Source organism: Phycisphaeraceae bacterium (assembly GCA_019636555.1).
Classification (GTDB): Bacteria; Planctomycetota; Phycisphaerae; order Phycisphaerales; family UBA1924; genus JAFEBO01.
On sequence record JAHBXH010000001.1, the window covers coordinates 1,971,355 to 1,994,848 of the forward strand.

The 23,494-nt window shown below is 61.4% G+C and carries 16 protein-coding genes and 1 pseudogene; 8 read left to right on the plus strand and 9 right to left on the minus strand.

Annotation, left to right across the window (positions count from 1 at the left end; genetic code table 11):
- Positions 1 to 28 precede the first annotated feature (28 nt).
- Complete coding sequence (locus tag KF691_08245) at positions 29 to 499, minus strand: RidA family protein (GenBank protein MBX3389431.1); 471 nt, start codon at positions 497 to 499, stop codon at positions 29 to 31.
- A 503-nt stretch (positions 500 to 1,002) separates the two neighbouring features.
- Here KF691_08245 and KF691_08250 point away from each other — a divergent pair.
- Positions 1,003 to 2,085: a prepilin-type N-terminal cleavage/methylation domain-containing protein gene (locus KF691_08250; protein MBX3389432.1), complete on the plus strand. Its 1,083-nt coding sequence runs from the start codon at positions 1,003 to 1,005 to the stop codon at positions 2,083 to 2,085.
- A gap of 543 nt (positions 2,086 to 2,628) precedes the next feature.
- Here KF691_08250 and KF691_08255 read toward each other — a convergent pair.
- Positions 2,629 to 3,948 (minus strand): ABC transporter permease, encoded by a 1,320-nt coding sequence (locus KF691_08255; GenBank protein MBX3389433.1) that lies wholly within the window; start codon positions 3,946 to 3,948, stop codon positions 2,629 to 2,631.
- Between the two features lie 912 nt (positions 3,949 to 4,860).
- Positions 4,861 to 5,052: pseudogene (locus KF691_08260) on the minus strand (prepilin-type N-terminal cleavage/methylation domain-containing protein).
- A gap of 678 nt (positions 5,053 to 5,730) precedes the next feature.
- Here KF691_08260 and KF691_08265 point away from each other — a divergent pair.
- The 3 genes from KF691_08265 to KF691_08275 all read left to right on the plus strand — a co-directional run bounded on the left by KF691_08265 (position 5,731) and on the right by KF691_08275 (position 10,806).
- Positions 5,731 to 7,932 (plus strand): hypothetical protein, encoded by a 2,202-nt coding sequence (locus KF691_08265; GenBank protein ID MBX3389434.1) that lies wholly within the window; start codon positions 5,731 to 5,733, stop codon positions 7,930 to 7,932.
- Between the two features lie 174 nt (positions 7,933 to 8,106).
- On the plus strand, positions 8,107 to 9,108 hold the full coding sequence (locus KF691_08270) for a substrate-binding domain-containing protein (GenBank protein MBX3389435.1): 1,002 nt from the start codon (positions 8,107 to 8,109) through the stop codon (positions 9,106 to 9,108).
- A 93-nt stretch (positions 9,109 to 9,201) separates the two neighbouring features.
- On the plus strand, positions 9,202 to 10,806 hold the full coding sequence (locus tag KF691_08275) for a sugar ABC transporter ATP-binding protein (GenBank protein MBX3389436.1): 1,605 nt from the start codon (positions 9,202 to 9,204) through the stop codon (positions 10,804 to 10,806).
- A gap of 316 nt (positions 10,807 to 11,122) precedes the next feature.
- On the opposite strand, the gene KF691_08280 is transcribed toward KF691_08275, so the two are convergent.
- The gene (locus KF691_08280) at positions 11,123 to 13,957 is read right to left on the minus strand and encodes a hypothetical protein (protein ID MBX3389437.1); all 2,835 of its coding nucleotides are present in this window, start codon (positions 13,955 to 13,957) and stop codon (positions 11,123 to 11,125) included.
- 317 nt (positions 13,958 to 14,274) lie between these two features.
- Here KF691_08280 and KF691_08285 point away from each other — a divergent pair, with 317 nt between their 5' ends.
- The 3 genes from KF691_08285 to KF691_08295 all read left to right on the plus strand — a co-directional run bounded on the left by KF691_08285 (position 14,275) and on the right by KF691_08295 (position 17,363).
- On the plus strand, positions 14,275 to 16,503 hold the full coding sequence (locus KF691_08285; protein ID MBX3389438.1) for a DUF5110 domain-containing protein: 2,229 nt from the start codon (positions 14,275 to 14,277) through the stop codon (positions 16,501 to 16,503).
- Between the two features lie 61 nt (positions 16,504 to 16,564).
- On the plus strand, positions 16,565 to 17,029 hold the full coding sequence (locus tag KF691_08290) for an SRPBCC family protein (GenBank protein MBX3389439.1): 465 nt from the start codon (positions 16,565 to 16,567) through the stop codon (positions 17,027 to 17,029).
- Positions 17,016 to 17,363, plus strand: a complete 348-nt coding sequence (locus KF691_08295; protein ID MBX3389440.1) for a helix-turn-helix transcriptional regulator — start codon at positions 17,016 to 17,018, stop codon at positions 17,361 to 17,363. The genes KF691_08290 and KF691_08295 overlap by 14 nt, the downstream gene beginning before the upstream one ends.
- 10 nt (positions 17,364 to 17,373) lie before the next feature.
- Here the strand turns inward: KF691_08295 and KF691_08300 are convergent, their stop codons facing one another.
- The 5 genes from KF691_08300 to KF691_08320 all read right to left on the minus strand — a co-directional run bounded on the left by KF691_08300 (position 17,374) and on the right by KF691_08320 (position 21,547).
- Entirely contained in the window at positions 17,374 to 18,060 is a 687-nt protein-coding gene (locus KF691_08300; GenBank protein ID MBX3389441.1) for a hypothetical protein, read from the minus strand.
- A gap of 251 nt (positions 18,061 to 18,311) precedes the next feature.
- Entirely contained in the window at positions 18,312 to 19,349 is a 1,038-nt protein-coding gene (gene gap, locus KF691_08305; protein ID MBX3389442.1) for a type I glyceraldehyde-3-phosphate dehydrogenase, read from the minus strand.
- Positions 19,350 to 19,605: 256 nt separating this feature from the next.
- Positions 19,606 to 20,124, minus strand: a complete 519-nt coding sequence (locus KF691_08310; protein MBX3389443.1) for a GrpB family protein — start codon at positions 20,122 to 20,124, stop codon at positions 19,606 to 19,608.
- A gap of 72 nt (positions 20,125 to 20,196) precedes the next feature.
- Positions 20,197 to 21,177, minus strand: a complete 981-nt coding sequence (locus KF691_08315; GenBank protein ID MBX3389444.1) for a CvpA family protein — start codon at positions 21,175 to 21,177, stop codon at positions 20,197 to 20,199.
- 94 nt (positions 21,178 to 21,271) lie between these two features.
- The gene (locus KF691_08320; protein MBX3389445.1) at positions 21,272 to 21,547 is read right to left on the minus strand and encodes a hypothetical protein; all 276 of its coding nucleotides are present in this window, start codon (positions 21,545 to 21,547) and stop codon (positions 21,272 to 21,274) included.
- Positions 21,548 to 22,040: 493 nt separating this feature from the next.
- Between KF691_08320 and KF691_08325 the strand changes: the two genes are divergently transcribed.
- On the plus strand, positions 22,041 to 23,483 hold the full coding sequence (locus KF691_08325) for a homogentisate 1,2-dioxygenase (protein MBX3389446.1): 1,443 nt from the start codon (positions 22,041 to 22,043) through the stop codon (positions 23,481 to 23,483).
- Positions 23,484 to 23,494: the final 11 nt, after the last annotated feature.

Sequence of the window (23,494 nt, forward strand, 5' to 3'; positions counted from 1 at the left end):
CCAAGTTCTCGGATGCTGTCGTCTCGATTCACGACGGTGCGCGGAATTCGCAAACGAGCTCGACCTCGACCGGCGCCCCTCGAGGCAGACTGGGTGCACCCACGGCCGCTCGGGCGTGTTTGCCCGCCTCGCCAAAGACCTGTTGCAGCAGTTCGCTCGCGCCGTTTGCAACCTGCGGATGATCGAAGAAGCCGCTGCCGCACGCGACGAAAACGCCGACGCGGACGATCTGCTTCACGCGCGCCAGTTCGCCCAGTTCAGCCTTGAGCGCCGCGAGCGCATTGATCGCACATTGGCGGGCGCACGCCGCGGCATCTTCCACCGAAACCTTGTCCGGTACTGTCCCGCTCGCCATCAGTTTCCCATCGCGCATCGGAATCTGACCGGCGACAAATGCCAGATTTCCGACAAGGCGAACCGGGATGTACGCCGCGACCGGCGGCACCGCGGGAGGAAGCACAATCCCGATTTCCGAAAGCTGCACTTCTGGTGTTCTCATGTTTGGATTCCGATTGGTGAACACGGGTACAAAACCCAGCGTATCCATAACTTGCTGGAACCGTTTTCCTTGACGTTCGAATCGGGATGTGTACGTTTTGGTGTTCCGGAGTCGCGCAAGCCGCGAACCCGGCTTGAAAATTTGGGTTTGGTGTTTGAATGGCAGGACGCACGCGTTCGGAAGACCGCTCTCGGGAATTCTGATCCGCACCGTTTGGATATTTTTCCACGGCGTTCTCATCGGGGTCCGTTGGGCTCCACCTTGTTCCGCCCGCTTGCTTGATTCGGGGCGTGAGCGACCTGCCGACAACTTGGTAGTCCGAAAGATGCGGCGTTCGCGGGTCTTGGACGACCCTCCGCGGTGTGCGTGTCGATCGGACTGGACTGCAATGGCTGGTGGCGGTGATCCGCCGCTTCCATGCCCGGCATGTCGTCAAGTCGGTCGTCTTCGGTTTTTGAGTGTGCGAAGCCAATTCCGGCCTTCCACACTCGGGAGAATCAAGCATGAAGTCTCGCAAGTCTGCATTCACGCTGATCGAGCTGCTGGTCGTGATCGCGATCATCGCCCTGCTCATCGGCATCCTGCTCCCGGCGCTCGGCAAGGCCCGCGCCGCCGCTCGTCAGATCAAGGACGGCACGCAGGTCCGCTCCATCCACCAGTCGATGGTGACGTGGGCCGGTCAGAACCAGGACAACTACCCGTTGCCCTCGTCGATCGACTCCAACGACACGATTCCGGGTATCACCACGACCGGAGCCAACGAAGCGAAGAACAAGTTCCAGAAGGACGTTCCGCGTTGGATGGTCTCGATGCTGATCTACAACGGTTCCTTCGGCCCCGAAATCTGCGTCAGCCCCGCCGAAGTCAACGGCAACATCAAGGTCAATCCCTACTACCAGTTCAGCAAGCCTGCGGCCGTCAATACGACCAAGCAGGCGCAGGCGATCTGCGATCCCTCGTTCGCCGCGTATCCGACGACGGACATCGGCGGCGATTTTGACATCAAGGGCGCCGGCGGCATCACTCCGGCTGGCGGGTTCTCGTACGCCTTCGTCCCGATGTACGGTGCACGCCGCTTCATGTGGCAGAGCACCTTCGATGCGGGTCAGGTGGTTCTCGGCAACCGTGGCCCGTGGTACACCGGCGATCAGGGCGCGTGGAAGCTTTCCGAAACGACGCGCGGCAAGGACAGCATCAAGGCGACCCAGTCCAACACGCTGCTGATCCACGGCGCTCGCACCTCGTGGGAAGGCAACCTCGCCCGCAACGACAACTCCGTGTCGTTTGAAACCCGACCCGATCCGGAAAACATCACGGTCGTCTACGACAAGGTGTCTTCTTCGAACACCGCCGGCGTGTTCAAGTACGACAACGTTTTCGCCAACGAAGACGAAGCCAATAGCACGGACGGCAAGACCTACAACGATTCCGAAGACGCTTTGCTCAAGGATAAGAACATCGGTCAGCGCCGCAACAACTACCTTCGTTGCTGGGGCAACAACGGCGGCGTCGCGTCTTGGGCCACCTTCGATGCGAGCACCGGCCAGGTGCAGTCGATGACCACGCAGCAGTTCTGGTGGGACTAATTCCGAGCCTGAATATCTGAACTTGGTCCTTTGAACAGTTCGAACGCGGCGGGCGAAAGCCCGCCGCTTTTTTTCAGTCCGATCCCGCGCCGCCGACGCATTCGGCGTCGAACCTCACCACGCACTGTCGACCGTGTATTGCGCGGCAATCATCGCATTTTCAAAGGGCGCGTGCTCGCCTCTCGATCCAACATCCCAAATCGAAAACCGCGTTCTTCCAACGCGCAGGCTTAAGCGCCTATAGCCGGTGGGGGATGGGGTCGCGGCGAAGCCGCACCACCGGTAATAGGCCGCCACAAGACCAGCAGGCCGAGGGCCTGTGCGTCGCCGCGCTCGTGACCGCGTGCAGACCTTCGGCCTGCGTTTCCTTGGTCGCATTCACACCGGGGCTGCCGCTTCGCGGCAAGCCCCGGCTATTCCGGCCGACGCCTTCAGCGTCGAACCGCGCCACATTCGCGACGAACGGGTGAAAGTCCGTCGCCATTCCTCGGAGCGAACCCAACTCAAGAATCTCAAAAAATCCCGCCCACATCCCAATTCCGGTCATCTTGCGCCCGGCGTCAATCTTGCCTTCGCCTGATCGAGCACAACCGCCGCGACGATCGCCGCGCCCTTGACGATCTGCGTGTAGCTCTGATCGATATCGAGTACGAGCATCCCGTTGCCGATCATCTGAACCAGGAGCGCCCCGAGCACCGCGCCGAACGCGCTGCCGCGCCCGCCCGAAAGCGATGCGCCGCCGATCACCGCCGCCGCGATCACATCGAGTTCATATCCCTGACCCGCGCCCGGTGCCGCGGCACCGTAATAGCCCAGGTACATCGCAGCCGAGAGGCCCGCGAGCGCTCCCATCGCGACGTACACGATGACCTTCACGCCGCCGACCGGAATGCCCGCGTACTTTGCAGCGATCTCGTTCCCGCCGATCGCAAAGATCCGCCGGCCCAACACGGTCTGGCTCAAGACGAACATGCCCGCAAGCATTGTGAGCACCATGATCGCCACCGGCACGGGGTAGACGTTCCCCGCCGGCATTTTCATAAAGCCCTTGGTGAAGCTCTCCGGGAAACCGGTGATCGATTGGCCGCGCGTCAGCACAAAGACGAGCCCGCTCAGCATCGCCATCATGCCAAGCGTGATGATGAACGGGTGGACGCGCAGACCGACGATCATCGACCCGCTCGCGGCACCGCAGGCGGCACCCACAAGACAGCAGACGCCAATGCCGACCGGAATCGACATCCACCACGGCGCCCCGCCCGCAGAGGCATCGAGCGAGTTGGCCTCCGGCCCGAGCACGTGCATCTGTAGCGCTTTGAGCGCGAACGCCCCGACCACCGCGGCAAGCCCGTAAATCGAGCCGACCGAAAGGTCGATCCCCCCGAGGATGATGACGGCCGTCATGCCGACGGCCATGACCGCGATGAAGCTGGCCTGGGTTGCGAGCAGCACAAGATTCTGCGTGTTGAGAAACTTGCTCTCGAAGCGCGAGACCATGAGGACTTGTGAACCCTCGAAGGTTCGGACGCGCGGATTGCTGGCGCTGCGGGCCTCGAGCTTGGCGGATCCTGCGACGATGCGGACATTGGCTCCGCTCGTGCCCGAATCGCCCAGTGTCGCCCGGACTTCTTTGAGGGGAGCGTCGGTGGGGGAGGTGACGACGAGCACGCCCCCGACCTCTTCAACCGAGGCTTCGGCCGGAATCGGGATGCGGATGATGTCGCCCGGCTTGCTGCCGCCCTTGATCGTGAGCACCGCCGCCATCAGCAGGATGACGAGAATGAGCCCGGATTCCTGGGCCTGCAGCAGGCGGCGAAAAAGCGATTTCCGAATCGCCGGATTCTTGTGCGGGGTGGCGGTCAAGAGGGGTGAAGCGTAGCAAGTTGGCGCAGAGAGGACGACAAATCAATCGACGGCTTCGATCCAGTTGCTGCGATAGGAGAGGATCGCGTTGATGTTCCGCGTGGTGTTGGCGGGCTTGTTGAAAGTCGGCTTGTCGAAGAAGGTGGACTGGATGTTCCCGGTCACGAACTCGCCGTGCCCATCGGAGAACATGAAGTTGCCGCCGTCGCGTCCGTGATTGTCGACTTTTCCGTACGTGTCGGTCGAGAGAGCGCCCGCGGCCGCATAGCCGGACGGTGGTGAGCCGGACGGGTTTCCGCTGTTGTAGAACGAGAGTGTGCCGACATCCGGGCCGTTGGTTTCGTCGCCCCAGACCGGCACCGACGAAATGACCGTCGGCTCATCCGTCTTCAGTCCGGCATAGTAAAAATAACTAATATTATAAGAAGCAATTTCGTCAATCTTTGAGGGGATTTTGGGGGTATACGAAGTGTATTGCGGTGGATCTGAAGTATAATATGCTTTGCCACCATCCCAGCCATTCGTGGAGGTATTGTGATAATAGTACCGACGGTCCTCTCGATCCGCCGGGCAAACCAAGGCGCCGAACCCATCCATGTACTTGCCCAGCACCGGCTGCGTCACTCTGTCCGAATAATATGGCGATACTTGGGCGAAGATCTTTCGGATGTAGCCGACTCGGGGATCGTTCGCGTCATCTCCCTGCCCCAACTGATTTAAAGTAAAGAAGCCCGCGAGCCCGCCGTACTTGTGTTGCCGACCCCATCGAGGCTTTATGTGATTGGCATCTTCCTTGTCCATCGCGGCTTCGCTCTCGCCCGAATCGGCGACGGGAAGCGCCGGGTACCAGCTCTTGTATTCGCCAGCGTACAGCGCCATCGAGGTCGCCATCGACTTGACGTTCGCGAGACACTTCATGTTTCGAGCAGAGTTGCGGGCCTTGCCCAGCGCCGGAAGCAGAATACCGATCAAGAGTGCGATGATGGCGATCACGACCAGCAACTCGATCAACGTGAAACCGCGCACGCCTCCGCGCCGCGACCAACGCAGCCGCTCGGCGTCTCTGGGCGCGTGAAATCTTTCGGGCTGACTGGCGATGTGCATCACATGTCCTTCTGGCACTGCCTGCGGCGGAACAAAGACGCCCGAACGGGCTGCGCTGCCGCGTGAAACGCTTCCAAACCATACGACGGAATCCGTCCGTCGTATCCCTCCGGATTCGGAATCAACCCCCGGGACTCTGCAAACTAGCGGGAATACCGATCGCTTGTCAAGCGCCGCGATACTCGGGCCCGCTCGACCTCGCCAGTTCTCGACGATCGCCCCATGATTGATTGCAGGGTCCGGTCGCGGTTCAGACGGGGTTCCGGCGCGGTTCTGCCACGGTCGCTTGCATCGCTTCTTCGAGGTGAACTGTCCGCGGATGAGCCCTGAGAGATGGTCGCACGCCCGGGCGGTTTTCGGGCCGGACTCGCAACCGTGCCGTGATTCCGAGGAGCTGGGTCTTAACAATTCGACGATCTGGTGTGGAAAGCGCTCCGCAGTAACACGGACAGGACGTTCGCGTGCGCGCTCGCGGGGAGGTAGCGTCGCGGAAATAGCGAAAACAACAGGATTTGTGAGTGAACACCGCGGTGTTCGGGCTCGTTTGTGGTACACTTGAAAACGGTGTCAGAAACACTCTGTCCGGGTCTGGGTGGGTGGTTTCTGCGCGTTTGGCTGCCGCCGGCTACCGGGTCGGTGGGTGGCGATTGGAAAGCTTCTTCGAGGGAGTATCTGCCGATGCGTCAGTGTTTCATTGCCCCCGCCCTGATTCTCGCGGGCGTTTGCGGTCTTGCGGTTGCTCAACCCCTTGCCATCACCGGCGTCAAAAAGCCCCAGTACGGCAATCCTCGCTGGGTCAACGCCATTCCGACCAATGCGGGCGACAACAACGTCATCAACTGCGACAAGAACACGCTGGGCGGCGCCACCGTCAACACCGTGACGACGGGAATTGAGTTGGCGATTCCGCTCTCGGCGCTCGGCAACCCGAGCACGCTGCGCGTGACGGCTTTCATCAACAACCAGGACGGCGGATTCGTTTCCAATCAGTTCAGCGGCGTTCCGCTGGTTGGCACGGTCGTCGGCGAAGCCGCTCAGCCCGCCAACTTCGGCGAATCGCGCTCGGTCAACCTTCAGACCGATGCCAGGGCCGCGGGCTTGCAGTACTACACCGTGAATCTCGCCACCGTGGGCACCGCCCCGGTGATCGACGGCACCCGCGACTCTTCGGGTTGGACCACGCGCTTCCAGCAGGGTGCACGCACCGGCTTCGGCGACGCGGTCGGCGGAACCGTGGATTACGCCGGCGGCTCCGAACTCGACGGCGGATATGTCCGCATCGCCAACGGCAACCTCTACATGTTCTTCACCGGCAACCTCGAGTCGAACCACAACACGCTCGAAGTGTTCTTCGACACCGGCAGCGCGCAGGGCCAGAATCGCCTGCGCGGCGACAACCCCCCGGCCGGCGGCGACGGCATGCACCTCAACCGCATGGGCGACGACGGTTCGGGCAACGGGCTCACCTTCGACACGGGTTTCAACGCCAGTTACTGGGTCGGCCTCAACTGCGGCGATTCGCCCTTTGCTCTCTATGTCGATTACGCAAAGCTCTCGAATAACGATGGATCCGGTGGCGGTTCCAGCTTCTACTGCGGCTCTTCCGGTGCTGCGAGCAACGGCGCGCTGACCGGCGGCACCGCGGGAGCACCGGCGATCCTCGCCACGATCAACAACTCCAACGTGCTCGGCGTTCCCGCGTTCTGCCCGCCCGCGGCCGGCAACCAGAACGTCTCGAATGGCTCGGAGCTGGACTGTGTGTATTCCTACGTGGACAAGACCAACAAGCGCCTCTACCTCCTGACGACCGGCAACGTCCGCACCGACTACTCGAAGTACAACATGTTCATCGATGTCGGTGGGTTCATGACTCCGGGCGGAGTGGAGCACGGCCAGAACCGCATCCGGAACGACAACTCGGGCTTTGACTTCGGTCACCTGAACGGCATGGGAGGCGACGGCGTCAACCCCGTCGGCCTGACGCACGATGCTGATTTCAGCGCGACTTACTTCATCGACTACACCAACGGCGACAATGTCAACAACTACTCGCACGCGACCGTGCTCCGCACCAACGGACGTGCGACGGTGTGCGACGCGATCGTTGATTACGGCATGTTCGACGGCGGTCCGAAACTCGTGGCGGGCGCGAACGGCCAGCTGTACGACGTGATCAAGTACAACGGTCTGCAGGGATATCCCGGCGGCACCACCGAGCCGTTCATCGGAATCCAGGAGCAAGACGGCACGCGCACCGAACTCGAAGGCAACTTCGCGCCGTACGCAGGTCACAAGTTCATGGTGGATTACATCGTCGCTCCGTGCGGCGGCGGAAACACCAATGCCCCGAAGCCGGCCGCCGGCATCATCCTCATGCGGATGGATCAGTCGAACCTCGCGGGCGTGACTTCCGCCAACGGCGGCGCCCCGTTCACCGAGGACGACGTGATCGCGGTGAACACGGGACTCGAGTTTTCCATCGACCTCGCCGAACTCGGCTACGACGGCACCAGCGACATCAAGCTCGCCGGCTTCATCGAGTCGAGCGGCAACGTGACGAACCAGGTGCTCGGCGATCTGCCCGCTTCCTACGGCACTTCGCCGGGTGCGAACGTCGGCGTGCCCAATCAGGTGAATTTCGCGAATATTGCCGGCAAGCAGTGGGTGCGGGTCTTCCAGAGCTGCCCCGCCGATCTGAACGGCGACTGGATTGTCGAAGATGCGGACTTCGTGATCTTCGCGAACAAGTACAACGAGCTGATTGCCGATTCCCGCTTCGCCCCGGGCGACTTGAACGGCGACGGCTTTGTCGACGATTCGGACTTCGTGCTCTTCGTCGCGGCCTACAACGACCTCGTCTGCCCGAACATCATGGAGTAATCACGATCTGAGGATCGGACACTGAAGAACGAGGGGCCCGCCGAAAGGCGGGCTCTTTTCTTTCGCGGCCGGGGAGGCGGTCTCCGCACACGCGCCGGTCTGTGATACGATGAAAGCGTTCCAACACACGCTCGCGGCGGCGAAGTTGCCGCCCGAATTTCAGGGGATAGATTCATGAAAATCGGCCTGCACAGGAAAGGGATGCTCGGAGCGGCGCTCGCACTCTTGACGGGAGCCGGCGCACTCGCGCTGATGGGCGCGGGCGAAGCCCCCAAGAAGACCTACAGAATCGGCGTCATCGCCAAGAGCCAGAGTAATCCGGTCTTTCAGGCGGCCCGCACCGGCGCGCTCGACGCCGGCGAAGAACTCAGCAAAAAGCTCGGCGCCGATGTGAAAGTCGAATGGCGCACCCCGGTCAACGAGGATGCGCAGCAGCAGGCTCAGTACGTCGAGCAGCTCGCCAGCCAGGGCTTCGACGGTATCGCGATCAGCGCGAGCGACGCGAATGTGCTCACTGCGGCGGTCAACAGCGCGATCGATCGGGGCGTCGTCGTCATCACCTTCGACAGCGATATCCCCGCGAGCAAGCGTCTGGCCTATTACGGAATCAACGACGAAGAAGCCGGCCGATCGGTGATGCGCGAGCTGGCGAAGGCGATGAGCGGCAAGGGCGGCAAGATCGCCATCCTCTCCGGGAATCAGAACGCCACCAACCTCAACGCCCGTGTCAAAGGCGTGAAAGATGAGCTGGCGACCCTGAAGGATCAGGGTTTTACGCTGAAAGACGTGTACTACACCAAGGAGACGGCGAGCGATGCCGCGGCACTGGTGCAGCAGGTGCAGACCGCCAACCCCGACATCGTCGGCTGGGCGATGGTGGGGGGCTGGCCGCTCTTCACGCAGAACGCGCTCGACGGCGTGTATGAGAAGGCGAAGATCGTGTCGGTCGATCACCTTCCGGAGCAGTTGAACTACATCAAGAACGGAGAAGTCGCGGCGCTCATCGGGCAGGATTGCTACGGGTGGGGATACGAGAGCGTGGTCATGCTCGTCGACAAGCTCAATTCCAACAAGAACCCCGACAAAGTGATCAACAACTTCAAGCTGTCGGTGGTGACGAAGGACAACGTGGATCAGTACGAAGGCCTGTGGAACAAGTGGCTGCGAAAGAAGTAAGCGCGTCCGTTTCGTTTTTCGCGTACGATGATTCTTCCGACCGCGCCGACTCTCGGGGCGGTCGGTTTCTTTCAGGGAAGGAAGCCTGGTCGGATGGATCGTGAGACGCCTGCAGAACAGGAACCGACGACGCTGCTCGTCGCCGAAGGAATCTCGAAGCGATTCGGGATCACGCAGGCGCTTGATAACGTGAGCGTGTCGTTTCTTCGCGGCGAGGTGCACGCGCTCATGGGCGAGAACGGCGCCGGCAAGAGCACGCTCGGAAAAGTCATCAGCGGGCTGCACCGCCAGGATAGCGGCACAATTCGAATTCTTGACGCGCATCCCGACAAGATGCGAGAGCTTGTGCCCGGTTCGATCGACGACGCGTTCCACGCGGGCGTCCGCATCGTGCACCAGGAACTTGCCCAGTGCCCGAACCTCTCAGTGGCGGAGAACCTGGCGCTGCACGATCTGCCCCGCACGCGTTTCGGGCTGCTCGATCGACGCGCCATGCTCGAGCGTGCCGCGGCGCTCGTGCACAAGCTCGAGCCCGCGATCGACGTTGCGGCGCCGCTCGGGACGCTCTCGCCCGGGCGCAGGCAGATCTGCCAGATCGCCTCGGCGCTCGACGATCGATCCGCGAGCGGGGGCAGCGCTCCACGCGTGATCGTGTTCGATGAACCCACGAGTTCGCTCTCGATCGCCGAGACGGAAAGGCTTCTCGAGATCACGCGTCGGCTGGCCCAAGGCGGCATCACGGTCATCTACGTCAGCCACCGGATGGGCGAGATCTTCGCGGTGTGCGATCGCGTCAGCGTGCTCCGCGACGGAAAATATGTCGCAACGAGCCGCGTGAAAGACATTGACGAGCCGACGCTGGTCGAACAGATGATCGGGCGGCGATTGAGCACTCCGACCGGGAAGTTGCCCTCGCTGGCCGCGGAAACCGGGCATGTCGCGGCGCCCGGGAGCGCGATGCTCCGCGTCTTTAGCCTCTCATCCGAGAAACTGTCGAACATCTCGCTGGAAGTCAGAGAAAGAGAAATCGTGGGGGTCGGGGGGCTGGTCGGGTCCGGGCGCTCCGAGTTGCTCAACGCGATCTTCGGGCTCGATCACAGTGCGCGCGGCCGAATGGAAGTTGATGGCGAACCAATCTCGGGCGGAGGCCCCCGCGAGGCGATCGCCGCGGGAATCGGCTATGTCCCCGAAGACCGGCGATTGCAGGGTCTTTTCTTTCTGCTGGGGGTGGGCGAGAACACCGTGATGCCGTTCATGTCGAGGCTCGCGCGTCTCATCGGGATCCGCGATCGCGGCGGCGAGCGACGGCTCGTTTCGGATCGGTTCGCCGAGTTCCGTGTGAAGGCGGCGAGCGCGGAGTCGTTGCCCGGCGAGCTGTCGGGCGGTAACCAGCAGAAGCTCCTGATCGCTCGATGGATGGGCAAGAACACCAGGGTTCTGCTGCTCGACGAACCGACGCGCGGGATCGATGTCGGCACCAAGGCAGAGATCTATCGGCTTGTGCGCGGCGCCGCCGACGCCGGGGCCGCGGTGCTGCTGGTTTCGAGCGAAATGCCCGAGTTGCTCGCGCTCTCCGACCGAATCCTAGTCATGAGCGACGGGTGCATTACGGGCGAACTTTCCGGCGAGAAGATGACGCAGTCCAATATTCTCAAGTTGGCTACGGTCGAGCGGGAAACGGTCGGGGCGGGTGCGTGAGCGATTCGCTCCGGTTCTGGTGACAAGGAAGAGAACGCGGAGAGCGCCGAGGGTGCGGAGTTTCGCGAAGGAGGAAGAGAGCGAAGCAAGAGTGGAGAATTCGCGAGGATCGAGCAGGATAGAGATTGTGCGATGGGCCGATCGACCGCGCATACATGCGTCAGCGAAGATCGCAATGATTTGTCGTCAATTCCCTTGACGCCTCAAGCTTTGAGTTGAGCCGCGAGTTTTTCTTTCCAGATCTCTTCTCTGCGCAACTCCGCGATCTCGGCACCTTCCGCGTTCTCTCTATCTCCCGCGTTGCACCTACCACCGGTTACGGGCAGAGCAGGTTGTTGTACGCTCCGGCGAAGATGACGAAATCCGAATCGTCGGTCTGGCCGTCGCCGTTGAGGTCGCCCCGCAGATCGGTCAACGCGTCGTACGCCGCGGCGAAGATCACAAAGTCTGTGTCATCGACGAAGCCGTCCGCGTTGAAATCGCCCGGGCAAGTCGTGAAGTAATTGACGTAATAGTCTTTGACCGATGAGCGACCGGAAAGTTCGAACGACACGAGCGTGACGCGGTTCACGCCGTTCACGAATGAGACCGCTCGCGAGTAGTCAAACCGATCGCTTTGGGTGCACTGATTGAAGGAATTGGAGCTGGCGATCGGGTCCGCCGCGGCGGCGAGATTCATGATGATGTGCGTGCGCGTGACGGTCCGGTCGCCGGCCTTCACCAGGTAATTCGCCGATGGATTCGCGTTGATCACCGGCGCGATATTCGTGATATTGGCGATCGGGGGGAGTCGGTCCACGTAGAAGACCTGGCGGAATTCGCGGAAGAGAGGCGAGTCGTTCGCGCCGCGGTGACGGAACGCAACTACCGAGAGATAGTGCACGCCCTCATCGAGCAGCGAGGCGTCGATCGTCTGCGCGTAATTGCCCTGATTGATGAGGTAGCCCTTGTTGTAGAGCGGGTCTTTCAGCGTCAGGAATTGCTCGTAGCCGGCGCCCGCCGCGCTCGTGTAGTCGAAGTCGACGACGCCGTTGCCGTTGAAGTCCTTGTAGCCCTGATCGATCTTGAAGAGGGCGTTGTCGTCGGTGTTGTCGTTCGCGCCGGGCTGGCCGACGATGCCGGTGTCGCCGTTGCTCGTCGTCAATTGAATCTGGAATGAGTTTCCGGTGATGACCGGGATCGGCGTCATGCGGCGGCGATAGGACGGCACGAAATTCGTGTCGGCGGCGATCGTCGAGGTGATGCCGGTGAGGTTGAGTGTGCCGCTCGGCAACGCGGGCGCATAGACGAGGTAGCCCTTGTTGTGCGTCGTGGTTCCTGTCTTGTTGCGCGGAGTCGTGACCAGCACCCAGCCCGGCGTGCCGTTGAAATCCGCCGTGGTCAGCACTTCGGGAATGATGTTGGTCGGATCGACCGTCGCATCCGCGGCATTGCCGGTGAGTTCGATCAGGCGCGTGCCGGTCGGAAAACTCGTCTTGACGAATCGCACGTCGGTGCCCGCGTCGTATCGGTCGTTGGTCGCGACGAGGCAACTCGCGGTGTAGCTGCCGAAGCCGAGAAACTTGCGGCGCTCGAAGATGAGCACATCGGCGTTCGACTGGTTCTGCGGATCGGTCGAGTTGATCAGGTTGATGTCGTTGCGTGCGACCCAGTTGTGAATTTGCACGAGTTTGGTGAGCGTGCCGTCGGGCGTATTTACAGCGGGATCGGTGTTGAAGCCGAGCGCTGTCGGCATTCCCTGGCGCGGCCAGAACCCTCCGGAGCGCGCGATGCCGCGGGCGTTGTGGTAGACGTTCGGAACTCCGGGGCGCGTGAGCAGATACGCGTGGGCGTACATTCCCTGCGCCGTTGCCGAGGGATAGGGCGGGGCGGAACCGCCGTCGCCCCCGTCGCCATTGTCATGGCTCCAGATGTGATTGACGCCGAGAGTTCCGTCGTTGTTGCCGTCCTGGTTGTCGAGGTGTGCGTTGATCACGTTCTGCCACGAGCCGTTGCCCGAAGCGTTGACCAGATCGCGCAGTTGGCCCGCGCCGTTCAGATCGAGGCAGTCGCGGTTGCCCCATGAATCGCCGCTTCGATTGTTGTTGTTGGGCTTGCGAATGTAGTTGTCGTAGCAGAACTGGTTGCTCTCGACCGACTCGCCGAACGAGAACGGAATCACTTTTCGCCCGTCGGGTGTGGTGCGACGGTTGTACACGATCGAATCGAAGTACTGATCCCAGAACCAGCTCGGCACGTGCTTGATCGCGTCGAGTCGGAAGCCGTCAACCTTGTGGACGTCCATGATCCACTGCGTCCAGCGCATGAGAAGCCCGGTTCCGTTGTCGGCGACCGCGGTTCCGTTGAGACCGTCATAGGGATAGAACGTGAAGTTGAGCGTGCCGCTGTAACGGAAGGTTCCGGGGTTTGAAACGGCGGTGCCGGCCAGCGAGCGATTCGAATAAAACTGAGCGTTCTTCGGGTCGGGCTTGTTGTAAAGAGTACCCGCGGGGATGTTCTGCGGATCTCCCGCGGCGACCGGATGGCGGATGAAGACGTTGTTGCTTTCCTGAGCGATGTCGATCAGTGAAACCAAGTCGCCGTTGTACAGGTTGTAGTTTGAGCCGCCGGGATTCTCTGACTGCAGATATCCGGAACCGTTGCCGTTGTGGAAGTCTCCCCAGTTGTCGGTGGGGAGTTTGCTCGGATTTCCGGGCGCGGAATTCATCCAGAAACCGGGCCAGCCTCCGTTCGCCTGAAAGCCCGAGGATGTATCGCGAGCGCCGTTGTGATTGTAAATCGCGTCGATGTAGACCTGTCCGTCGGCGCGCTGAAGTTCGCCGCGTGCCGCGTCGAAGAAGTCGGCGGTTCCGTATGCGGTGGGGGCCGAAGGGCTGCCCAGATCAAATCGATCAAAGGGGTTGTAGCCGGCCGAGCCAACATCAAGGCAACGGGAGATGGGCGGAAGCCAGACGGCGCCATAGCCCGCCATGAACCAGTCCGGCACCTTCTTTTCCATGTCCGTCCATTTGCACTCGAACCATTGCAAAATGACCGCATTGTCGCCGGGCACGACGTTTCCGGCGGCGGCTGTGAGACACAACGCGGCACCGGCGGCATTTGCGAGCAGAACTCCGAGAAAGTAAGAACGGCGGTTCGGGCTGATGGACATGATCGATCGGGTCCTCTCTGGACGAGTTCGGAAAAAATCAGGCGGCAGATAACCAACCGGTGACAAGAGAACGCCGTTGACACGGAAGATGTTCGTTCCGATCCGCCCTTGGGATTGTGAGAATCCCGGGCCGGAATGTAAACGTTTCTCCTCCGAGTACAAGATACCGGCAGAGAACGCGGCGGGCAACGGACAAATGCAGCGTCCGGCGAGAATCTGGGGGTGTTCTCGGGCTGCAGGGCTTGAGGCGGGTCGGGATTGGCGTCATACTCCCCGCCTCGCCAGCGGCGCGAATGCAAACACAGGGAGTCTTACCGATGCGGAAAGCAGGAAGCGTGAAGGGTCGGCTTGTTCGAGTACTCGGCGCTGCGCTGATTCTTTCGGCAGGCGCGGCGGCTTCGGCAGCGGAGCTGGCCGCGGTAATCGCCGGCCCGATCGGTAAGGGGGTGTATTGCTACTTCGCCGATGCGGAGGCTCAGAAGAACGCGCTGCCGTCGCTCGCGATGGAGAAAGCCCGACCCGCGATCGGCGCGGCGAGCGGATCGATGCCCGAGGCTCCGCGCTTTGAAACGCAAGGCGAGAAGACCATTATTCGCATCGCGGTTGCGCCCAACACGTCGCTGTATGGAACGGGATCGGTCGCAGGTCCGGTTCTGCGCAACGGGCGGACCGTGACTCTCTGGAACACCGACGCGTACGGCTACGACGATACCAATCCGAGTTTGTATCAATCGCATCCGTGGATTCTCGCGGTTGCGCCCGACGGAAAAAGCAAGGGCATTTTGATCGACTGCTCGTATCGCATGACGATCGCGATGCCGAGCCTTGGCGGCGGCGACATTGTCGTGACCGTCGATGGTGGACCGAAACCGCCGGTCATCATGATCGAGCGCGATACGCCGCAGGACGTGGTGAAAGCGCTCGCGGAATTGACGGGAACGATTACACTGCCGCCGAAGTGGGCGCTCGGGTATCACCAGTGCCGCTATTCGTACAACCCGGACACGAAGGTGAAGGAGATTGCGGACGGGTTCCGGTCGCGGAAGATTCCGCTCGATGTCATCTGGATGGACATCGACTACATGGACAAGTTTCGGATCTTCACGTTCGACAAGAGCCAGTTCCCCGATCCGAAGGGATTGAACACCTACTTGCACGGCAAGGGCGTTCACAACGTGTGGATGATCGATCCGGGCGTGGCGGCGGACAAGAGCAAGTTCGGACCCGAGGGGTATTTCGTTTTCGAGCAGGCGATGGCGGGCAATCACCCGGTGCAGCGCGCCGACGGAAGCACGTTCTTCGGCGAGGTGTGGCCCGGCAAGTGTGTGTTCCCGGATTACACGCGGAAAGAAACGCGTGAATGGTGGGGCGGCCTGTACAAAGACTTCATGGCGAACGGGATCGACGGGATCTGGAACGACATGAACGAGCCGGCGGTGTTCAACGTTCCGAGCAAGACGATGCCGGAAGACAACCTGCACCGCGCGGACGCGGATCTCGGCGGGAACGGGCCGCATCTCCGGTATCACAACGTGTACGGAATGTTCATGGTAAAGGCGAGCCGCGAAGGGATTATGAAGGCGAACCCGGACAAGCGGCCGTTCGTGCTGAGCCGCGCGAATTTCCTGGGTGGACACAGGTACGCGGCGACGTGGACTGGCGACAACAGCGCGAACTGGTATCACCTTGAAAACTCGGTGCCGATGGCGCTCAACATGGGCATGAGCGGTCAACCGTTCGCGGGGCCGGATATCGGCGGATTTGCGGGTAACGGACCGAAGGGAGGCGAAGGAAAGCTCTTTGCGCGCTGGATGGGATTCGGCGCGATGATGCCGTTTGCGCGCGGGCACACGGGCAAGGGGAACATCGACAAGGAGCCGTGGTCGTTCGGGCCGGAAGTTGAGAGCACGTGCCGCGACGCGATCAATCGGCGGATGAGGTTCATGCCTTACCTGTACACGCTGTTCCAGGAGGCGAGTGTCGACGGGTTGCCGGTGATTCGGCCGGCGTATTGGGCGGATTTGTCGAACCCGGCGCTGCGGAGCGAAGATGACGCGTTCCTGCTCGGGAGCGACCTGTTGATCGTGCCGGACATGGTGCCGGATCGCTCGCGCGTGAGCGCGATGCCGCGGGGGAATTGGGCGAAGTTTGACTTCACGAAGAGCGATTCGCCCGAGAAGGCGGACCCGGATTTGCCGAAGTTGTACGTGCGTCCGGGCGCGATCGTGCCGACGGGGCAGGTGATGCAGTTTGTGGATGAGAAGCCGGTCGAGGCGACGCTGATCGTCAATCTTGATGAGAACGGCAAGGCGATCGGCACGATGTACGAGGACGCCGGCGATGGATGGGGATACAAGAAGGGCGAGTACCTTCGAACAACCTATTCGGCGGAGCGCAAGGGCGATGAAGTGATTGTCAAGGTCGTAAAGACCGAGGGCGAGATGAAGCGGCCGGTGCGGAATGTGGCTGTCCGGCTTGTGGGCGGTGCCGGGGAAGCGGCGGGCAAAGGCAAGGACGGCGACGAGATCAGGATCAAGACGAAGTAAAGAAAGTCGGGAAAACTCGGCGTGTTTCGGTCTGATATGATATGCAACCAGGAGGTTGCATATGAGATCGTCGAGCGACCGGATAGAGAAGCAGATCGAGATAAGGTCCTCGGTTGATAGGATCTGGAAAGCGCTGACGGACCACCGGGAGTTCGGTGCGTGGTTCGGTGTCGCGCTCGAGGGGCCGTTTGTCGCGGGCAAAAAGACGCACGGACGCATCACCTATCCAGGCTATGAGCACCTGGTGTTCAAAGTCGAAGTAGTCGCGTTGAAGCCGATGGAGTACTTTGCGTTCCGTTGGCATCCGTACGCGATCAACCCGAAAGTGGATTATTCGGCCGAAACGCCGACGCTTGTCGAGTTTCATCTCCAGCCAAAGAACGACGGCGTCTTGCTGCGGGTCACCGAATCAGGCTTCGACAAAGTGCCGGCCCACCGACGCGATGAGGCGTTCCGGATGAACTCGGGCGGCTGGGAGATTCAGGTGAACAACATTCGGGAGTACATCGACAATGAGCGAGCGTGATGTGCTCCGAGACGTGCGCCGAAGGGTGCGTGTCTTTGCGGCGCTCGGTGACGACACGCGACTCTCGATTCTTTCGCGGCTTCGGGACGGCCGATCGATGTCGATCGCGGCCCTGTCGAAAGGGAGGAGTGTCACCCGTCAGTCGGTTTCAAAGCATCTGGCAGTCCTTGAGGATGCGGGGCTGGTGCGGAGCGTGAGGCACGGGAGAGAGAATCGATTTGCGCTTGTGCCGCGGGCGATTGACGATGCAGCCCGCTCGCTCGAAAGTATTTCGAGGCAGTGGGATTCTGCGCTGCTCCGGCTGAAGGAGAGAACCGAGGCCGAGCAAGCTTGAGCGATGATCCTCAATCGTTTCGTGATTTGTCAGGAATGATCGGCGCGGGCTTGGCGGCGGGGGTTGCCTGCGGATTGGGAATCTGCTTAAGCGCCGTGGCGAGGATGCGAGCCGCCGAGTCGGTCGCCGAATCACTGGCGGCGGCCTTTGTGGTCGGAATCGACGAGGCGGTTTTCACTGCGGATTGCGCTTTTTCGTTCGCCTGAGCCGTGGCGTCGGGTGTGCACGGAGCGGTTCCGTTCTTTGCCGGGGCGAGCGCCGCCGAAGCGGACGGATTGATCCGGTTTACGGGCGTGCTGAAGGATCGCCTCGAAGCCGCGATTTCTTCCTCGGTGTATTCCTCGCCGTGCGAAGCGACAATGGCCGCCAAAGCGCCGGTTTCGATTGTGGTCGAGGTCTTCGCCGTTCCGACGCGGCCGTCGGTCGTCGCGCTCGTGCCGGACGTTACGGCGATTCGCGGAGAAGCTGCCGCTTGCTGTTCGAACGCCGGCGCGGCATCGTCGGAAACCGCGGCGACAGTCGGCTCATCGGAAGCAGTGCCCGCGGGTTTCGACTCCGCCGGTTTGTTGGCGGCTTCGTAACGATCAGCGGCTTCTTTCAGCACGAGCGCGCCCGCAATCGGGAGCATCGCAGAACAACCCGCGAGCATGGAAACCAGCGCGAGGCCGATGAGCGAAAAAGCGAATCGAGATTTCATGAGCGCACTCCCGCGGTCCGCGGGGCGGCCAGGCCGAAGGGCCGCACGAGGCGCCGACGACGAAGGCACTGCCACCACGCGGCATCTTCGACCGAGAACGAAGGTCCGTCTATTCCGGCGCCGGGGATTGCACGTCCGCGTGTCCGTTATTTTCGGGCGAACAACCAGAACGCGCAAGAAAGAACCCACCTGCTGCGGTGGGTTCTTGCGAGATCAGAATCATTGCGATTCGCCGATGACCGGCGAGCGGCTTACTTGATGCCGTCCTTGCTCGCGATGTACTTGATCAGGTCCACGCAGCGTGCGGCGTAGCCCGCTTCGTTGTCGTACCAGCTCACGACCTTGAAGAAGCGCTTGTTGAGTTCGATGCCTGCCTTGGCGTCGTAGATGGACGAGCGCCGATCGCTGACGAAGTCGCTGGAAACAACTTCCTCGTCGGTGTAGCCGAGAATGCCCTTCATCGAGCCTTCGCTTGCGGTCTTCATCGCGGCGTTGATCTCGGCGAGGCTGGTGTCCTTGCTCGTTTTGAAGGTGAGATCGACGGCGGAAACGTCGGCGGTGGGCACGCGGAAAGACATGCCGGTGAGCTTGCCCTTGATCGCGGGGATCGCGAGGCCGACGGCCTTCGCGGCGCCCGTGCTGGCGGGAATGATGTTCTGGTAGGCGTTGCGTCCGCCGCGCCAGTCCTTCTTGGACGGACCGTCCTGCGTCGGCTGGGTCGCGGTCGCGGCGTGGATCGTGGTCATCAGGCCTTCTTCGAGGCCGAAATTGTCCACGATGACCTTGGTGATCGGCGCGAGGCAGTTGGTCGTGCAGGAAGCGTTGCTGACGACGGTGTGCTTGCTCGGGTCGTAGGTTTCGTGATTGACGCCCAGAACGAGCGTGGGAACCTGTGCGGGTTCGCTCTTGGTCGGAGCGCTGATGATCGTGCGCTTGGCGCCGGCCTGATTGTGCAGGCTGGCTTTCTCGAAGTCGGTGAAGAGGCCGGTAGATTCGAGAACGTAGTTGACACCAATGTCCTTCCACGGGAGTTTGCCGGGGTCCTTCTCGGCCATTGTCTTGGTGGTGAATCCGTTCACCGTGAACGAATTCTCTGTGGCCGAGATCGTGGCCGGCGCACCTTTGACATTGAACTGGCGGTGCATCGTGTCGTATTTGAGGAGGTACGCGAGATTGTCGGCGGGAACAAGATCGTTCACCGCGACGAACTCGATGCCCTGCTCGAAACCGATTCGATAGACAAGGCGGCCGATGCGACCAAATCCATTGATTCCAACTCGGATTGCCATCTCACGTTTCCTCGTGCACGCGGCGAATTTGGCCGCGGCGGGCGATTCGCACCGGAATCGGGCGAACCTCGCGCGGTTCAGCCTCCTGTGCATCCGATTCTAGCAGGCTGTTGAAATTCTGATTGTGCCTACTGCGCCGACGCATTGCAGACAACTTTCTGGCCCTCAGACCCGGGTCGCGAGGGTAGATGGCGGTTCGAAATTGCGACTGGTTGGAGTTTTTCAACAGCCTGCTAGGAATCTGGATCGGGCGCTTCTAGTTTTTCGGGTGCGGCGTGCGCGAGCGCCTGCCGGCGAGAAGCGTCGCCAGGGGCTCTTTTTTCGCGATTCGTTCGAGCGCAGCCGCTTTGGCGCGGCGGTAGCGGGCCATGTTTTTTCCGGAGAACCTTCGCTTGATTCGGGCGAAGCTGCGACGGCAAGAGGCGCTCACGCGGAATTGATCGCGGATGAGATCAAAGTCATCATGCGCCGAGCCGATCGCGACAAGCTGAACACCCAGCGGCGGCGTCGAGCGGTTGTCCTCGAAAGATGCGAATTCCGAATTCCGCTCGCTCTGAAGATTGCGGCGATAGAGGCGAAGCAACCGGCGTTCTGCCTCGGAGAAGGACGCGGAATCCACGCGAACCACGATGTCCAGATCGCTCTTGGTGGGCATCGCCCGAACCGACGTTGCACCGACGTGTTCGATGATCGCGCCGGGCAATCGCCGACGGATCCTGGTCCGCTCGCGCCGAAAACGCTTTTCCGCGGCGAGCGCCGCGTCACGGGTGCGCATTAATTGAAAAGTTTCACGCTGCAACAACATTCCTGAATGCCGATCGCTTTGGAACGAAATCAATCCGTCGGCTCATCGGCCTTCGAGAGCGATCTTCTTTGCTTCCTGCAGCGCGATTTCGATTTGCCCGACCTGAGGCGTCAGATCTTTCACGACCGACGTGGTGTCGAAGACTTCGAGCAGGGCTCTGCTGGTGAGTACGCCCCGGACGAAGCTCGGGCCGTAATCGCCCGCGCGGATCATCGCCCCCAATTCCGGATCCTTTTCAAGCCGGGCGATCGCATCCTGCACGCTGGGGGTTTCGCGAAGACTGCGCATGGCTTCGCTGGCGACAAAGTGCTCTCTTGCTTTGCGGTGACGCATCACAAGCGCGAAATCGCTCGTGAGAGCGAAGATCTTGGCGCCCTCCATCGGGTTCGTGCTCTCGGCGACGCCCCCCAGGCTGGAGTCTTTCACTTCTTCGGCGAAGCGCACGACCGCTTCGGCGACGGGGTTTGGCGGCGGGGTTTCGCCGCCGGGACCCGCGCCGAGTTGTCCGCGCGCGACGGGTTCCATCGCGAGCGGAACCCAGAGAACGATCAGGCCGAGGAAGCAGCCCTCCAGCAGCCCGATGCCGCCGCCGGCGAACTTGTCCATCCCCGAGAGTTGTGGGCGCTTCTTCAGCAATCGCTTTGCGACCAGGCTGATTGCGATTGCCACGATCGCTGAAATGATGAGTGCCGCCAGGCCAACGGAGATCAGTCGGGCGGAAAGTCCGCTGGTGCTGGTCATCGAAGTCAGGGCTGGCTCGAGCGCGCGTCCAATGGGGCGGCAAAGCAAAACACCGAAAATCATTCCGGCGACGATGCCGATCAATTCGGCGGCGCCTCGCCACAGTCCTTGAATGATACAGAGCCCGAGCACGAGCGCAACGACCTTGAGCGGCAGCGAGCCGAAGATGATGCAAACGAGCACGATCGCCGCGACAGCGATCATCAAGCCCGATCGAAGCTTCGCCTGAGGCTCGCTCAGAGTCGCGTCCGCCGCCTTGTCCGCCACGCCCGGCTTTGACATTTGTCACCTCGGAAGAACAAGACGATACCACGAGGGATCGGGCGCTGTTGAAAGCGGCCGGCCCGCCTCTCGGCGGACCGGCCCTGACAATGAATCAGTCATCCTTCCGACGAGGGCGGGTAAAGGCTTCCAGCCCGAACATCTCGGACAACTCCACGAGCGACTGACGACGCACGTCAAGCGTGGAGAGCCAGCCCTCGGCAGACTCAACCTGCACAAAGGGCAGGCACACGGAGAGAACCCGCCGCGGTTCTCCGTCGGCGCAGTCATAGCACGCAACCTTGATGGGGCGCACGCTCAGGCCGGGAGTGACGTCGAGCGCCTGCGGCGGCAGCACCTCGTGCGTTTCATAAAGGGTCGCAACGAACATGCCGAGCGGATGTCCTCGGGGCGCAGGATCTTCGCAACCGTCAGTTCATTCATCTCCCGGATGTTCGGGTCGATCTTCACGTTTGAGTTCATGGCGAACAGCCTTCCCGTTCTCCTGCGTGCAACGAGCGCGCGGAAAACACGAAAAACAAGCACCTCTTCAATGTTCAATTCTATAAAATGAGCGATGGCGACTCAGGCGTCGCGTTTCGACCACGCCGCCGGCGCTTGGCCGAGGCGAACGTGTGTGATGATGTGGCTGAAAAAGCGAGCCATTTCTAAATCGCCGTCTTGCGGAACGTGGAGTTTTGTCGCGGAATTCGGCGAAGTCAAGCCACCTGTCCTCGCACGAGCCAACTGAGACCCTTTCTCGCCGCGGAGCGGCGTCCTCGGCGCATTGGAGTGTGTGAAGTCAACCAAATGCTTCGTTTGGTGCGAACCTCGGGCGTGCCATTCGCGTCGCGTAAAATGAAAGCAGCACCGGAGATACTGCCATGGCTTACTACACGAAACTCGGCCTTCTCCCGAAAAAGCGGCACGTGCAATTCCGCCGCCCCGACGGCGTGCTCTATTCCGAAGAACTGTTCGGCACCGAGGGCTTCACGGGCCCGACAAGCACGATGTATCACATCCACCCGCCGACGCAGGTTGCGGGGTGGAAGCATCTCTACTCCACAAAGCAGGAGTACCTCGAGCAGAATGTGATGCGGATGCGCCACGTGATGACCGGAGGGCAGAAATCGCCTCCGAAGGGAGACGCGGTGACGGGGCGAGTCGTGCTTTTCGGAAACACCGATTGCGAGATGGCGGTTTGTAATCCCGCGGAGCAGATGAACTATCACTTCAAGAATGCACAGGGCGACGAGTGCATTTTCATCCACTTCGGAACGGGTGTTGTCCACACGATGATGGGCACGCTGAAGTTTGGCCCCAAGGACTACATCATCATCCCCAAAGGGGTCATCTACAAGCTGACGTGGGACAAGCGCGATGCTTCGAAGATCGCGCAGGGCGAGCCGAGCCTTGAGAACACTCCGTTTGGCCGCATCCTTCTTATCGAAACCGCGAACGGATCGCACATCGGACCGCCCCGCCGGTACGTCGCGAAGGAGACGAGCCAGTTTCTCGAGCACGCGCCGTACTGCGAGCGCGATCTGCGGCTGCCGGAGATGCCGCTGACGTTTGATGAGAAGGGTGACTATCCCGTGCGCATCAAGGCGCGGGACATGGTGCACGAGTACATCTATCACTACCACCCGCTCGATGTCGTCGGCTGGGACGGCTGCTACTACCCGTACATCTTCAACATCGACGATTTCAGCCCGATCACCGGCAAGCTGCACATGCCGCCTCCGATTCATCAGACGTTTGAGGCGCACAACTTCGTCATCTGTTCGTTCTGTCCGCGGATGCTCGATTACCACCCGCAGTCGATCAAGGTTCCGTACAACCACAGCAATCTCGATTCGGACGAGGTGCTTTACTATGTGGAAGGGAATTTCGGCAGCCGCAAGGGGATCGAAGTTGGTTCTCTGACGGCGCACCCGCAGGGCATTCCGCACGGTCCGCATCCCGGGACGGTGGAGGCGTCGCTGACCGCAACGCACACGGCCGAACTCGCGGTGATGTGCGATACGTTCCGGCCGCTGTTCCCGACCAAGGCCGCCATTGACCTCGACGATGCCAAGTACCCGGCATCTTGGCAGGGCGAGCACTTCCCGGGGCTTTCGAGCGGGAAGGTGCATTTGAACGGCGCAACGGTTCCGGCGGCGTCCGCCGCGGCATTCCCGAAGGAAGTGCACCCCGTCAACGTGATCAAGGCGGATGTAAGCAGCACGGAGATTCCGGCGCCGGGGGGCTATGGAAACGGAAACGGCGCGGCAAGCGGAACACCGAAGAGTGCGTCGACTTCCACTGCAAACGTGTGGGCGCCGTAAGTCGCAGGTGA

What these genes read in the sequence shown, in the direction of transcription:
- KF691_08275 (MBX3389436.1), top strand. Translation starts at nt 9,202, where the DNA reads ATGGATCGTGAGACGCCTGCAGAACAGGAACCGACGACGCTGCTCGTC.
- KF691_08285 (MBX3389438.1), top strand. Translation starts at nt 14,275, where the DNA reads ATGCGGAAAGCAGGAAGCGTGAAGGGTCGGCTTGTTCGAGTACTCGGC.
- KF691_08310 (MBX3389443.1), bottom strand. Translation starts at nt 20,124, where the DNA reads ATGCGCACCCGTGACGCGGCGCTCGCCGCGGAAAAGCGTTTTCGGCGC.
- KF691_08325 (MBX3389446.1), top strand. Translation starts at nt 22,041, where the DNA reads ATGGCTTACTACACGAAACTCGGCCTTCTCCCGAAAAAGCGGCACGTG.
- KF691_08250 (MBX3389432.1), top strand. Translation starts at nt 1,003, where the DNA reads ATGAAGTCTCGCAAGTCTGCATTCACGCTGATCGAGCTGCTGGTCGTG.
- KF691_08280 (MBX3389437.1), bottom strand. Translation starts at nt 13,957, where the DNA reads ATGTCCATCAGCCCGAACCGCCGTTCTTACTTTCTCGGAGTTCTGCTC.
- gap (MBX3389442.1), bottom strand. Translation starts at nt 19,349, where the DNA reads ATGGCAATCCGAGTTGGAATCAATGGATTTGGTCGCATCGGCCGCCTT.
- KF691_08270 (MBX3389435.1), top strand. Translation starts at nt 8,107, where the DNA reads ATGAAAATCGGCCTGCACAGGAAAGGGATGCTCGGAGCGGCGCTCGCA.
- KF691_08300 (MBX3389441.1), bottom strand. Translation starts at nt 18,060, where the DNA reads ATGAAATCTCGATTCGCTTTTTCGCTCATCGGCCTCGCGCTGGTTTCC.
- KF691_08320 (MBX3389445.1), bottom strand. Translation starts at nt 21,547, where the DNA reads ATGTTCGTTGCGACCCTTTATGAAACGCACGAGGTGCTGCCGCCGCAG.
- KF691_08315 (MBX3389444.1), bottom strand. Translation starts at nt 21,177, where the DNA reads ATGTCAAAGCCGGGCGTGGCGGACAAGGCGGCGGACGCGACTCTGAGC.
- KF691_08265 (MBX3389434.1), top strand. Translation starts at nt 5,731, where the DNA reads ATGCGTCAGTGTTTCATTGCCCCCGCCCTGATTCTCGCGGGCGTTTGC.
- KF691_08295 (MBX3389440.1), top strand. Translation starts at nt 17,016, where the DNA reads ATGAGCGAGCGTGATGTGCTCCGAGACGTGCGCCGAAGGGTGCGTGTC.
- KF691_08290 (MBX3389439.1), top strand. Translation starts at nt 16,565, where the DNA reads ATGAGATCGTCGAGCGACCGGATAGAGAAGCAGATCGAGATAAGGTCC.
- KF691_08245 (MBX3389431.1), bottom strand. Translation starts at nt 499, where the DNA reads ATGAGAACACCAGAAGTGCAGCTTTCGGAAATCGGGATTGTGCTTCCT.